Source organism: Arthrobacter sp. UYP6 (assembly GCF_040547315.1).
GTDB lineage: Bacteria > Actinomycetota > Actinomycetes > Actinomycetales > Micrococcaceae > Arthrobacter_B.
In genome coordinates this window covers 14,340-26,487 of record NZ_JBEPPM010000017.1, presented here as the reverse complement: position 1 = coordinate 26,487, position 12,148 = coordinate 14,340, and the positions used below count along the sequence as shown (strand labels likewise).

At 64.7% G+C, this 12,148-nt stretch carries 10 protein-coding genes; 7 read left to right on the top strand and 3 right to left on the bottom strand.

The genetic code is table 11. The features are described from left to right. Together ABIB35_RS14270 and ABIB35_RS14265 are read right to left on the bottom strand one after the other, a co-directional pair. The gene (locus tag ABIB35_RS14270; RefSeq protein WP_354182387.1) at window positions 1–642 is read right to left on the bottom strand and encodes a cysteine hydrolase family protein; all 642 of its coding nucleotides are present in this window, start codon (window positions 640–642) and stop codon (window positions 1–3) included. A 927-nt stretch (window positions 643–1,569) separates the two neighbouring features. Continuing rightward, window positions 1,570–2,160, bottom strand: coding sequence for a CGNR zinc finger domain-containing protein (locus ABIB35_RS14265; RefSeq protein ID WP_354182386.1), 591 nt, complete (start codon window positions 2,158–2,160; stop codon window positions 1,570–1,572). Between the two features lie 95 nt (window positions 2,161–2,255). On the opposite strand from ABIB35_RS14265, the gene ABIB35_RS14260 reads away from it, so the two are divergent. The 4 genes from ABIB35_RS14260 to ABIB35_RS14245 all read left to right on the top strand — a co-directional run bounded on the left by ABIB35_RS14260 (window position 2,256) and on the right by ABIB35_RS14245 (window position 6,739). Next, complete coding sequence (locus ABIB35_RS14260) at window positions 2,256–3,323, top strand: LLM class flavin-dependent oxidoreductase (protein ID WP_354182385.1); 1,068 nt, start codon at window positions 2,256–2,258, stop codon at window positions 3,321–3,323. 94 nt (window positions 3,324–3,417) lie between these two features. Further along, window positions 3,418–5,538, top strand: coding sequence for a class 1b ribonucleoside-diphosphate reductase subunit alpha (nrdE, locus tag ABIB35_RS14255; protein WP_354182450.1), 2,121 nt, complete (start codon window positions 3,418–3,420; stop codon window positions 5,536–5,538). A 35-nt stretch (window positions 5,539–5,573) separates the two neighbouring features. Beyond that, on the top strand, window positions 5,574–6,092 hold the full coding sequence (locus ABIB35_RS14250; protein ID WP_354182384.1) for a flavin reductase family protein: 519 nt from the start codon (window positions 5,574–5,576) through the stop codon (window positions 6,090–6,092). A 128-nt stretch (window positions 6,093–6,220) separates the two neighbouring features. After that, window positions 6,221–6,739, top strand: coding sequence for a GNAT family N-acetyltransferase (locus tag ABIB35_RS14245; protein WP_354182383.1), 519 nt, complete (start codon window positions 6,221–6,223; stop codon window positions 6,737–6,739). Window positions 6,740–6,766: 27 nt separating this feature from the next. On the opposite strand, the gene ABIB35_RS14240 is transcribed toward ABIB35_RS14245, so the two are convergent. Further along, window positions 6,767–8,770, bottom strand: coding sequence for an acetate--CoA ligase (locus tag ABIB35_RS14240; RefSeq protein ID WP_354182382.1), 2,004 nt, complete (start codon window positions 8,768–8,770; stop codon window positions 6,767–6,769). Between the two features lie 207 nt (window positions 8,771–8,977). Between ABIB35_RS14240 and ABIB35_RS14235 the strand changes: the two genes are divergently transcribed. From ABIB35_RS14235 to prpB, 3 genes are read left to right on the top strand one after another with little or no spacing between them, the layout of a single operon-like run. Continuing rightward, the gene (locus tag ABIB35_RS14235) at window positions 8,978–9,688 is read left to right on the top strand and encodes a GntR family transcriptional regulator (RefSeq protein ID WP_354182381.1); all 711 of its coding nucleotides are present in this window, start codon (window positions 8,978–8,980) and stop codon (window positions 9,686–9,688) included. Then, complete coding sequence (locus ABIB35_RS14230) at window positions 9,685–11,202, top strand: MmgE/PrpD family protein (RefSeq protein WP_354182380.1); 1,518 nt, start codon at window positions 9,685–9,687, stop codon at window positions 11,200–11,202. Before ABIB35_RS14235 ends, ABIB35_RS14230 begins: the two co-directional genes overlap by 4 nt. Then, window positions 11,203–12,108: a methylisocitrate lyase gene (gene prpB, locus ABIB35_RS14225; RefSeq protein ID WP_354182379.1), complete on the top strand. Its 906-nt coding sequence runs from the start codon at window positions 11,203–11,205 to the stop codon at window positions 12,106–12,108. It abuts the gene before it with no gap. Window positions 12,109–12,148: the final 40 nt, after the last annotated feature.

The following is a 12,148-nucleotide window of genomic DNA, read 5'->3' as shown; positions in this document are numbered from 1 at the left end:
TCAGACAACCGGCTGGAAGGCGGCCCTCCCCTGCATGGCCGAGGACCCAAGGTCGCCGCGGGGCAGCACCGCGTCTTGTTCCACCGCCTGCACCCAGTCCTGAGTAGTCGCAACGGCTGCGAAATTGGAGTTCAGCAGCACCATGAGGGTCTCATGCACCTGCTCGGCGCTGACCTCTCCAGCAGCGTTGGCAAGGTGAATCGATCCGCTGGCATCCGAGAGCAGCTCCACCGTGAATCCGAGGGGTTCGGCCGCAGCAGCAGTGGCCAGGTCGCAGTTGTTGGTCATGTATCCGATCAAAGTGATGGTGTCGACCTGTGTTTCCCGCAGCCACGCTTCGAAGTCTGTTCCGGCAAAAACGCTCGCATAGTTCTTTCCAATCTGCTTCCAGGAATCCCTGCGGCGGGAGGCAATGTCAGGGTGCAGTTCCCAGCCGTGAGACCCCTGTGCGAACACCGGTGATCCTGCCGGTGCAACATGCCGCACGATGACAATGGGCAGCCCCTGCGCTTCCGCAACGTCGATGGCCGTGGTGATGTTGGTGAGCGACTCGCTGCGGGCCGGGTACTGGATCTCCAGCGGTCCGGCGAAGTATTCATTCTGCACGTCAACGACGACTAGTGCGCGGCTCGGTTGTGCCATGGTGGTGTCCTTTTTTCGTGTGGTTGATGAGGCGTGCTTCCAGCTTGGCAGCGACCGGCCGGGTACCGTGAGTGGCGTATATGCAGACTTTCGATGGAAACGAGCCACGTGGAGATTGCCATCCACGCATTCGACGGAATCACGCTGTTCCATTTGGCGACACCGTTGCTGGTTTTCGGTGAAGTGACGCGTTTGGGGCTGGCCGAAAATTGGGAGACCGGGGTGTTCACCGAGACGGGAGCGCCTGTTCGCAGCGCCGAAGGCTATGTGGTGAGTGAAACTGCCGGACCGGGTTTTGCCCGGGACGCACACCTGGTGGTGTTCCCGTCCTGGCTCTCCGGACTGCCTGAGCCGAGCGAGGATATGCTGACGCTCCTCCGCTCTTCCCCTGCATGCGGTGCGCGGATCGCGAGGCTGCGCCTGGGTGCATATCCAGTGGCTCGAAGCGGAGTGCTGGAAGGACGTACCGCGGTGACCCATTGGGAGTCCGCACAGGCGATGGCTTGCTCACATCCGGCTGTTCGGTTCGACGACTCAGCACTATCTGGGGCGGCAGCAGCTGCGGACGTTGCCCGGCACATTGTCGTCGCACCGCCGCCCACTGCAGGATTCCAAAATGGCCGGACTGCTGGGCAAGACGCTCGAATGGGCCCTTGCAAACCTCGACCAGTCCCTGGAGGTGGAAGACCTGGCAGGCCACGCCAATATGAGCAAACGGCCCGGCTGTTGTTAGAGACCACCGCTTAGAGCGTGGCACGAATTGCCGAGGCCTGCGGTTTCGGCCGCCCGGTGACCTTCCGGCAGAACTTTGCCGGCGCTTATAGCACCACACCAGCCTCCTACCGGGCCCGCTTCGCCAGCCGGTAAGCGGCGCGCAGGCCGCAGATCCGGGCCGTCCAGGTCCGGAGTTACCAGGCTTCGGGCTGCCTATGGTGCGGGGGTCTTGTCCAGTTTCCGCGCATAGGAGCGGCTGGCCCGCTGCCTCGCGCCGCATCGCTCCGAGCACCACTGGCGCCTCGCATGGGTACGGAGCATGAACCGGTCACACGGCACGGCTGCGCAGATCGCAATGCGCGCGGCATCGGGCCCGGTCAACAGGGTGGCAGCGTCCTCGGCAATCTGGGCCATGGCGTGGGCAACAATCCGGCTCAGCGGATGGGTGCGCCCCCGGGTCAGCCCTTCCTCCGGGGAATAGTGCAGGGGGGCCGCGCTCGGGACTGCAGTCAGCGCCTGGTTGAGGCCAGCCAGGGCCGCGGGGTCCGGCGCGGTGCCTTCGGTGTGGGACCGAAGGACCTCCCGGAGCTGTTCCCGCAAGCCTGCAAGCTGCAGCTGGCAGTAGGCGAGCAGGCCGGTGCCTTCGGGGGCCAGATTCTGCGCGATAAGCCACGCCGTGGCGTTTTCCGGACTGTTCAGCTCATCAACCCGCAAACCGCCGGGAAGGGTAACGATGCTGTTCGCCAGCGCCAGGCTAAGGTGCTCAGCTGTCCCCGGAGCGGGGGGAAGTGGGACGTTTGTCATAGGACTCACGGTATCAGTTGCACTTTGCCGTGAGAACCTTCTAGAGTGAATCTCACGTTAAAGATCTACTTATACCGTGATTAGTGAGGCACTTCATGAAGCATCCCAACCCTTCCGGTACTGCACCTTTTGTGCTTTCGGTCCTCGACAACGCCTTCACCGGCGTCGGCCACACGGTCAACGAGACCTACAGCGAGATCATCTCGCTGGCCAAGCTTGCCGACCGCCGCGGTTTCCAGCGCTTCTGGATGTCCGAGCACCATGCCATGCCCGGTGCCGCTATTCCGTCGCCGCTGCTGATGGCGGCCCGGCTCACCGGCGAGACCGAACGCATCCGGCTCGGTGCAGGCGGAATCATGCTGCCCAACCATGTGCCGCTGGTGGTCGCCGAACAGGTCGGCATGTTGGACACGCTGGCCCCCGGGCGCATCGATCTCGGCCTGGGTCGGGCGCCGGGCACCGACGGCGCCACGGCAGCAGCCCTGCGCCGCCATGCCTCCGCCAATGACGAATTCCCCGAACAGATCGCCGAGCTGGTCGGATTCCTAGAGAACGACTTCCCCGAGGGGCACCCCTATGCAGGCGTGCCTGCCGTACCGGGCCCTTGGCAGGCCGATGAGAACCGGGTGCCGCCTCCCGAGACGGCGGCCGATGTCTGGATCCTCGGATCCTCCGTCTACTCGGCGCAGGTGGCGGCGCGGCTTGGCCGCCCGTATGCGTTTGCCCTGCAGTTCGGCAGTGCCGATATCCTCAACGCCATGCGGATTTACCGCGAAAATTTCCGTCCCTCGGTTTACCTGGACAAGCCCTACAGCCTGGTGAGCATCGGGGCCATTGCCGACGAGGATCCGGCAGAGGCACGTCGCCAGGCCACGTCCACGGCCATGGCGATGCTGCGCATGTTCACCCGCAAGCCCTTCGCACTGCTGTCCCCCGAAGAAGTTGCGGCCTACCGTCCCAACATCCAGGAACGGCAGATCCTCGAGGAGTACACCGACCGCACCATCCACGGCACCCCGCAAGAGGTGGCAGCCGGGCTGGAGGAGCTGCAGCACCAGACCGGTGTCGATGAAGTGATGCTCGTGGTCGGCGGATATCTGCGCAGCACCCAGGCGCACACCCTGGAACTGCTGGCGGACCACTACAGCATGCCGACGGCCTAACGTGCGCTTCGCCGGTTCCGAAACTGATGAACAAAGAAATGGAAGTTTTGTGGAGATAACAGAGAAGTCAGTTCCCGGAACCGGCGTTGACCGGCTGCCGCCGGCGGGGCAGGGCCTGGGCTATCACGAGCTCAACGCCATGCTGAACCTGTACGGCAAAGACGGCGTGATCCAGTTCGAGGCGGACCGTGCTGCGGCGCGGCAGTACTTCCTGCAGCATGTCAATGAGAACACCATGCACTTTGACACTCTTGACGAGAAGTTGACGTATCTGGTGGCCCACGGGTACTACGAGCGGGAAACCCTTGACCGGTATTCGATGGACTTCATCCGCGGGCTGTACCGGCGCGCCGAGGGGCAGAAGTTCCGCTTCGAGACCTTCCTCGGCGCCTTCAAGTTCTACACCTCGTACACGCTGAAGACCTTTGACGGCAAGCGGTATCTGGAGCGTTTCGAGGACCGTGTCTGCATGACGGCGCTGCATCTGGGCGACGGCGACGAGAAGCTGGCTGAGCAGATGGTCGATGAGATTCTCAGTGGCCGGTTCCAGCCGGCCACCCCCACGTTCCTGAACGCGGGCAAGGCCCAGCGCGGCGAGCTGGTGTCCTGCTTCCTGCTGCGGTTCGAAGACAACATGGAGTCGATCGGCCGGTCCATTAACTCCGCACTGCAGCTCTCCAAGCGCGGCGGCGGCGTCGGCCTGTCGCTGACCAATGTCCGGGAGGTGGGTGCGCCGATCAAGCAGATCGAGAACCAGTCCTCCGGCGTCATCCCCGTGATGAAGCTCCTCGAAGACAGTTTCTCCTACGCCAACCAGCTCGGTGCCCGCCAGGGCGCCGGCGCCGTGTACCTGCACGCCCACCACCCGGACATCAACCGGTTCCTGGACACCAAGCGGGAAAACGCGGACGAGAAGATCCGCATCAAGACCCTCTCCCTGGGCGTCGTCGTTCCCGACATCACTTTTGAACTGGCCAAGCGCGATGAGGACATGTACCTGTTCTCCCCGTACGACGTCGAAAAGGTCTACGGCGTCCCGTTTTCGGACATCTCGGTCACCGAGAAGTACTACGAGATGGTGGATGACGCGCGGATCAAGAAGACCAAGATCAAGGCCCGGGACTTCTTCCAGACCCTGGCGGAGATCCAGTTCGAGTCCGGTTACCCGTACATCATGTTCGAAGACACGGTGAACAGGGCCAACCCGATTCAGGGCCGGATCTCCATGTCCAACCTGTGCTCGGAAATCCTCCAGGTTTCGACGCCGTCGCGCTATAACGATGACCTCAGTTATTCGAGCGTGGGCAAGGACATCTCCTGCAACCTCGGCTCCATGAACATTGCCAAGGCCATGGACGGCGGGAACCTGGCGGCCACCATCGAGACCGCTGTCCGCGCGCTGACCGCCGTCTCGGATATGAGCCACATCGGTTCAGTGCCGTCCATCGCCGAAGGCAACGACGCCGGCCACGCCATCGGCCTGGGCCAGATGAACCTGCACGGCTACCTGGCACGCGAGCGGGTGCACTACGGCTCCAAAGAGGCGCTGGATTTCACCAACATCTACTTCTACACCGTGGTCTACCACGCCCTGCGGTCCTCCAACCTGCTCTCCATGGAGCGTCAGCAGACCTTTGAGGGGTTCGAGAACTCGCAATACGCCACCGGCGAGTTCTTCGACAAGTACGTGAACCAGGAATGGGTCCCGAAGACCGACCGTGTCCGCGAGATGTTCGAAGGCATTCACATCCCGACCCAGGCTGACTGGGCGGCGCTGCGGGCTTCGGTCATGGAGCACGGCATCTACAACCAGAACCTGCAGGCGGTGCCGCCCACGGGCTCTATCTCTTACATCAACAACTCGACGTCCTCCATCCACCCGGTGGCCGCAAAGATCGAGATCCGCAAGGAAGGCAAGCTCGGGCGCGTGTACTACCCGGCGCCGTACCTGACGAACGACAACCTGGAGTACTACCAGGACGCGTACGAAATCGGCTACGAAAAGACCATCGACACCTACGCCGCTGCCACCCAGCACGTGGACCAGGGCCTGTCCCTGACGCTGTTCTTCAAAGACACCGCCACCACCCGCGACATCAACAAGGCGCAGATCTACGCCTGGCGCAAGGGCATCAAGACCATTTACTACATCCGCCTGCGCCAGCTCGCCCTGGAAGGCACCGAGGTGGAAAATTGCGTTTCGTGCATGCTGTAGCAACACCGACAAACTCCTGATGAAAGGCGGCCACGTTGCCGGCAAAGACAAACACCGAACCCGCAGCAATCCTTCCGGAGCAGTACCGCGAGGTCATGCGGCATCATCCGACCGGGGTTGCTGCCGTCTCTTCCCTTGACCCGGACACCAAAGAGCCCTGCGGGCTGGTGGTCGGCTCGCTGGCCTCGCTTTCCCTGGACCCCGCACTGATCACGTTCAGTGTGGGACGTTCCTCGGCGAGCTGGCCGAAGATCGCACGGGCTGGGAAGTTCACGGTCAGCCTGCTGGCACAGGGACAGCAGGATGTCGCGGCGGCACTGTCCCGCCGGACGGAGGACAAATTCGCTGGCGTCAGCTGGACCCTCTCCCCTCTGGCCACGCCGCAGATTGACGGTGCGTTGGGGTGGATTGACTGTACCGTCGAACGCGAACTCGACGGCGGTGACCACCTCCTGGTCATCGCCCATGTCGTCGGACTAAGCGCCGCAGGCGGAGAGCCGATGGTGTTCCACGGCGGAAGCCTTGGAGGTTTCCGCCGGCCCAACGCGGCCTGACGGCCCACTGATCGGAGCAGGATCCGGCACCAGCCGCGGAATATCGTCCGGCGAATACCGGCGACGGTTCAGGGCCTGCGGACGGCGTGGCGCACGGCGGCTGTGGCGCCGGCCGTTACTATCGGGCCATGGCTACCCTTGTGCTTCCCGACGAAAAATTCCACTCATCCTGGCTGGAGTGCGCTGCCGAATTTGACGGTGCGCACCGGGACGGTGCCGGCGGGCAGGACTGGTCGCTGGATGACCTGCAGGACCCCGGCGCTTTCCGCCGATTCGTTGCGGAGCTCCTCGCCGAGGCACTGCCCGGCACTGTTCCGAAGCCCGGATATGTCCCCTGTACCTACTTGTGGATCGTCGAGGACGAGACGGTTGTTGGCTCTCTGGCCATCCGGCACGAACTGAATGATTTCCTTCTCCACAAAGGAGGGCACATCGGTTACAGCGTGCGTCCGTCGGCACGCCGCCGCGGCCACGCCGCCCAAGCCTTGAAAAACGCACTTCCCGTCGCCCTCGAACTGGGAATCTCTCCAGTCCTTCTCACGTGCGATGAGGACAACACCGCGTCCCGGGCCACCATTGAAAAGAATGGCGGCGTCCTGGAGGACATCCGCCACGGCAAGCGCCGCTACTGGATCCCCACCGCCTGAGTGCCAGGGCCCGGGCACCCGTACTGCCTACGCCTCCGGCCGCAGCAGCGGCACCAGCGCCTCAATGACGGCCGGATCCTCAATGGTGGAGGGCACCGTGTAGGCATCGCCGTCGGCAATCTGGCGCATGGTCTTGCGCAGGATCTTGCCGGACCGAGTCTTGGGCAGCGCCTCCACGACCTGTACGTCCTTGAAGTCAGCCACCGGCCCAATGGACTCGCGCACCAGCTTCACCAGGTCTGTGCGCAGCTCCTCCACGCCCACAGCGGAACCCGACTTCAAGACCACATACCCGCAGGGCCGCTGACCCTTCAGGGAGTCCGCCACCCCGATCACGGCGCACTCGGCCACCGCGGGATGGGAGGCGACCACCTGCTCCATCGCTCCAGTGGACAGCCGGTGTCCGGAGACGTTGATGACGTCATCGGTGCGGCCCATCACAAACACGTAGCCGTCCTCGTCCACATAGCCGGAGTCCCCGGTGGTGTAGTAGCCCTCAAAGATCTCCAGGTAGGAGGACCGGAACCGGGCATCACTACCCCACAGCGTGGTGAGCGTGCCCGGCGGCAGCGGCAGCCGCAGCACTATGTTGCCCTCCTCGCCGGCAGACACCTCTACGCCGGAGCCGTCCACAATCGCCAGGGAGAATCCGGGAACGGGCACGGTGGCCGAGCCGGCTTTGATGGCCAGCTGCTCCAGACCCAGTGGATTGGCGCAGATCGCCCAGCCGGTTTCGGTCTGCCACCAGTGATCCACCACCGGAACATTCAGGGTTCGGCCGGCCCAAGTGAAGGTCTCTGGATCCAGCCGCTCCCCGGCGACAAAAAGAGTCCGCAGCACGGACAGGTCATAGTCGCCCATCAGGGCCGCGTCCGGATCGGCCTTGCGGATCGCCCGCAGCGCGGTGGGCGCGGTGAAGAGGACATCCACCTTATGCTGATCCGCTACCCGCCAGAAGGCTCCGGCGTCGGGCGTGCCCACCGGCTTGCCCTCGTACAGCACGGTGGCGGCCCCGGCGATCAGCGGCGCGTACACAATGTAGGAATGGCCCACCACCCAGCCCACATCCGAGGCGGTCCACATCACCTGGCCCGGGCCGACGTCGTAAATATTGCGCATGGACCAAGCCAGGGCGACGGCGTGGGAACCGTTGTCCCGCACCACGCCCTTGGGTGCGCCGGTGGTTCCGGAGGTGTACAGGATGTAGAGCGGGTCGGTGGCGGCAACGGAGACCGGGCCGGCCGGCTGCGCCCCGGCGGCGAGCGCATCCCAGTCGTGCCAGGCGGCGCCGTTCCTGCCGTCGTACTCCTGGGCCGTGTGCGCAAAGCCCTCGCGCTCTGCCACCACCACGTGGTTCACCCGGTGCGTGGCCTCGGCGAGCGCGGCTGCCACGTTGGGCAGGTATTCCACCGCGCGCCTGGGTTCCAGTCCCCCGCTGGCGGTGACGACGACGGCGGGCCGGGCGTCGTCGATGCGGGCCGCCAGCTCCTTGGGGGCGAAGCCGCCGAACACCACCGAATGGACGGCGCCCAGCCGGGCCGCGGCAAGCATGGCGATCACCGCCTGCGGAATCATGGGCAAATAGATGATGACCCGGTCTCCGGCTTTCACACCGAGTTCGCGGAGCACTCCTGCGAAGGTCTCCACCTCCGCCAGGAGCTGGTTGTAGGTATAGGCGCGCGAGGTTCCAAGCATCGCGGAGTCATAGATGAGGGCAGCCGTCTCTCCCCTGCCTGCGGCCACGTGCCGGTCCAGGGCGTTGTAGCTGGTGTTTAGGTGGCCGTCGGGAAACCAGCGGTACAGCGGAGCGGCCGAATCGTCCAGCGCATACTGCGGGGCGGTGTCCCAGTCCACCAGCGCGGCAGCCTCCAGCCAGAAGGCCTCGGGATCACTGAGGCTGCGGGCATAGGCGTGCGCATAGCCTTCCTCCGGGAGTCCAACGGCTCCGGCGACGGCGGCAGCGGCGGCGGCAGCGGCGGCGGCGGCGGCAACGTCCGGTGCTTCGTTTCCTGCGTCCAGGCCAGAGCTCATGGATCCTCCTCAAGTGGGATGTGATACCCATCACCTTAGGTCAGTCCGCGGGCAGCCACAACAGTGCTGTGTATACATGACAGCAGACTAAGCGCGGCAACTCCGGGAGGTTTCTTCGCTGCGAACCCATTTATGTATACACTAATGAGACAGATCACATCCGGGCCCGCTCACACCGCAGCTGCCCGCCAGCACAAAGGAGCACCTGTGAGGGCCAGCGACCGCGCCTACCGGGCGCTCCGCGAAGACATTGTGGCGGGCAGCCTCCTTCCCGGCACCGTTTTGGGCGAGGTTGAACAGTCTCAGCGCCTGGGTATTTCCCGCACTCCTCTCCGCGAGGCCCTCAGCCGGCTCACCGCCGACGGGCTGGCCGCACCCCACAACGGACGCGGCGTCGTGGTCACCTCCATCTCGCCGGAAACCGTGACGGAACTGTTCGAACTCCGGCAGGCGCTGGAGTGCAAGGCAGCCGCGCTGGCAGCCACGCGCGGAGATCCCGGCACTTTCGCCGGGCTGCGGCGGGACTTCGAGAATGCGGCGGACCTGATTCTCCAGGACGCCGGGACTGACCCGACACGCGCCGGCTATTACGCACTGGTGGCCCGGCTGGACGAAGCCATCGATGCCGCTGCGGCGAACACGTACCTCACCCAGGCACTGGCCAACGTCCGGCTGCATCTGGCCCGTGTCCGGCGCCTGGCCAAGGACAACCCCGAACGGCTGCTGGCCACCGCAGGCGAACACGCCACCATTGCCGCCGCCATTGCCGTCCGGGATCCCGCGCTGGCTGCCGCGGCAACCTCCGTGCATCTGCACAAGAGCCTGGAACATTTTCTCGCCGCCGCAGCAGCACCGGCCGGTACCCCTGAACGTTCCACTGAAAAGTTCCCCGAACGTCCCCGAAAGGACAACCCATGAATCTCCACAAGGTGCGGGTCCACCGCAGCGATGAAAACCTGGCCCGCGAAGACCAGCTGGCCTACAAGATTGCCGAGGTCGCCGCAGATCCCGTTGCCGTGACCGACGAGGTCACGGACATGGTCATCAACCGCATCATCGACAACGCCTCGGTGGCCATCGCCTCCCTGAACCGCGGGCCCATTGTCGCTGCCCGCGCCCAGGCACTGTCCTTCTCCCCCTCCGCCCACGGCCAGGGTTCGGCCGTGTTCGGCGTTGAACAGAGGACCTCGCCGGAATGGGCCGCCTGGGCCAACGGCGTGGCGGTGCGCGAGCTGGACTACCACGACACGTTCCTCGCCGCCGAGTACTCCCACCCGGGTGACAATATTCCGCCGCTGCTCGCCGTTGCCCAGCACACCGGAGCCTCCGGCGCGGATCTGATCCGCGGCATTGCCACCGGGTATGAAATCCAGGTGGACCTGGTCAAGGCGATCTGCCTGCACAAGCACAAGATCGACCACGTTGCCCACCTCGGTCCGTCCGCGGCCGCCGGCATCGGCACCCTGCTGGGCCTGGATGTGGACACCATCTTCCAGGCCGTGGGCCAGGCCCTGCACACCACCACCGCCACCCGGCAGTCCCGCAAGGGCGAAATCAGCACCTGGAAGGCTCATGCCCCGGCCTTCGCCGGCAAGATGGCCGTGGAGGCCGTGGACCGCGCCATGCGCGGACAGACTTCCCCCACCCCCATTTACGAGGGTGAAGACGGCGTCATTGCCTGGATGCTGGACGGCCCCGACGCCGCCTACGAGGTTCCGTTGCCCGAGGCCGGCGAAGCCAAGCGCGCCATCCTGGACACCTACACCAAGGAACACTCAGCCGAGTACCAGGCTCAGGCCTGGATTGACCTGGCCCGCAAGATCCACCGCGAACACCCGGAGGCCGCCGACGCCTCCAAGGTGGCCAGCGTGCAGATCTCCACCTCACACCACACCCACTACGTGATCGGCTCCGGCGCCAACGATCCGCAGAAGTACGATCCCACCGCCTCGCGCGAAACCCTGGACCACTCCATCCCGTACATCTTCACCGTCGCGCTGCAGGACGGCGCCTGGCACCACGTGGACTCCTACTCCCCCGAACGCGCCGGCCGCCCCGACACCGTGGAGCTGTGGCACAAGGTCAGCACCGTGGAGGATCCGGAATGGACCCGCCGCTACCACTCCCTGGACATCAACGAGAAGGCCTTCGGCGGCCGGGTCACCATCACCCTGACCGACGGCACCGAAATCACCGACGAAATCGCCGTCGCCGACGCACACCCCCTCGGTGCCAAGCCGTTTGCGCGCGAGCAGTACATCAACAAGTTCCGCACCCTGGCCGCCGGTCTGGTCTCCGAAGAGGAGATCGAGCGGTTCCTGACCACCGTGCAGCGCCTGCCCGAACTGGCCGCCGGCGAGCTGGACGCCCTGAATATCACCGCAGCCCCCGGCATCATTGACCCGGCCAACGCCCCGAAGGGACTCTTCTAAATGCTGTACTCCTCAGTAACACCCGAAGCCAAGCGCATCGCCTTCCGCGAAGGCCTGGCCTCCGGTACGCTCCAGCAGTTCCCGGGAGCCTTCAACCCGCTCTCGGCCCGCCTGATCGAAGAAAAGGGGTTCGACGGCGTCTACATCTCCGGCGCAGTCCTCGCCAATGACCTGGGTCTGCCGGACATCGGCCTGACCACGCTGACCGAAGTGGCCACCCGCGCCGGGCAGATCGCCCGGATGACGGACCTGCCCGCGATCGTGGATGCGGACACCGGCTTTGGTGAACCCATGAACGTGGCCCGCTCCATCCAGGAGCTGGAGAACGCCGGCCTGGCCGGCTGCCACATCGAAGACCAGTTCAACCCCAAGCGTTGCGGCCATCTGGACGGCAAGAACGTGGTGGACACCGACACCGCGGTCAAGCGGATCCGGGCTGCAGCGGATGCTCGCCGGGATCCGAACTTCCTGATCATGGCCCGCACCGACATCCGCGCCGTGGACGGCCTGGAAGCCGCCCAGGACCGCGCCCGTGCCCTGGTTGACGCCGGAGCGGACGCCATCTTTCCCGAGGCGATGAAGACGCTCGAGGAATTCGCCGCCATGCGCGCCGCCGTCGACGTCCCGATCCTGGCCAACATGACCGAATTCGGCAAGAGCGAATTGTTCAGCTATGACGAGCTGGCCTCGGTGGGAGTCAACATGGTCATCTACCCGGTGACCCTGCTGCGCAGCGCCATGGGCGCCGCCGAACGCACCCTGGACACCATCAAGGCCAAGGGCACCCAGCAGGATGACGTGCCCAATATGTTAACGCGTGCACGTTTGTACGATCTGGTGGATTATGAAGCCTATAACCGCTTTGACACGTCCGTTTTCAACTTCCAGATCCCGGGCAAGCACTAGAGCATCCGCCGGAATCCAGCAAGTAACACCATCGCGACAA

What these genes read in the sequence shown, in the direction of transcription:
- ABIB35_RS14245 (WP_354182383.1), top strand. Translation starts at nt 6,221, where the DNA reads ATGGCTACCCTTGTGCTTCCCGACGAAAAATTCCACTCATCCTGGCTG.
- ABIB35_RS14265 (WP_354182386.1), bottom strand. Translation starts at nt 2,160, where the DNA reads ATGACAAACGTCCCACTTCCCCCCGCTCCGGGGACAGCTGAGCACCTT.
- ABIB35_RS14240 (WP_354182382.1), bottom strand. Translation starts at nt 8,770, where the DNA reads ATGAGCTCTGGCCTGGACGCAGGAAACGAAGCACCGGACGTTGCCGCC.
- ABIB35_RS14270 (WP_354182387.1), bottom strand. Translation starts at nt 642, where the DNA reads ATGGCACAACCGAGCCGCGCACTAGTCGTCGTTGACGTGCAGAATGAA.
- ABIB35_RS14260 (WP_354182385.1), top strand. Translation starts at nt 2,256, where the DNA reads ATGAAGCATCCCAACCCTTCCGGTACTGCACCTTTTGTGCTTTCGGTC.
- prpB (WP_354182379.1), top strand. Translation starts at nt 11,203, where the DNA reads ATGCTGTACTCCTCAGTAACACCCGAAGCCAAGCGCATCGCCTTCCGC.
- ABIB35_RS14230 (WP_354182380.1), top strand. Translation starts at nt 9,685, where the DNA reads ATGAATCTCCACAAGGTGCGGGTCCACCGCAGCGATGAAAACCTGGCC.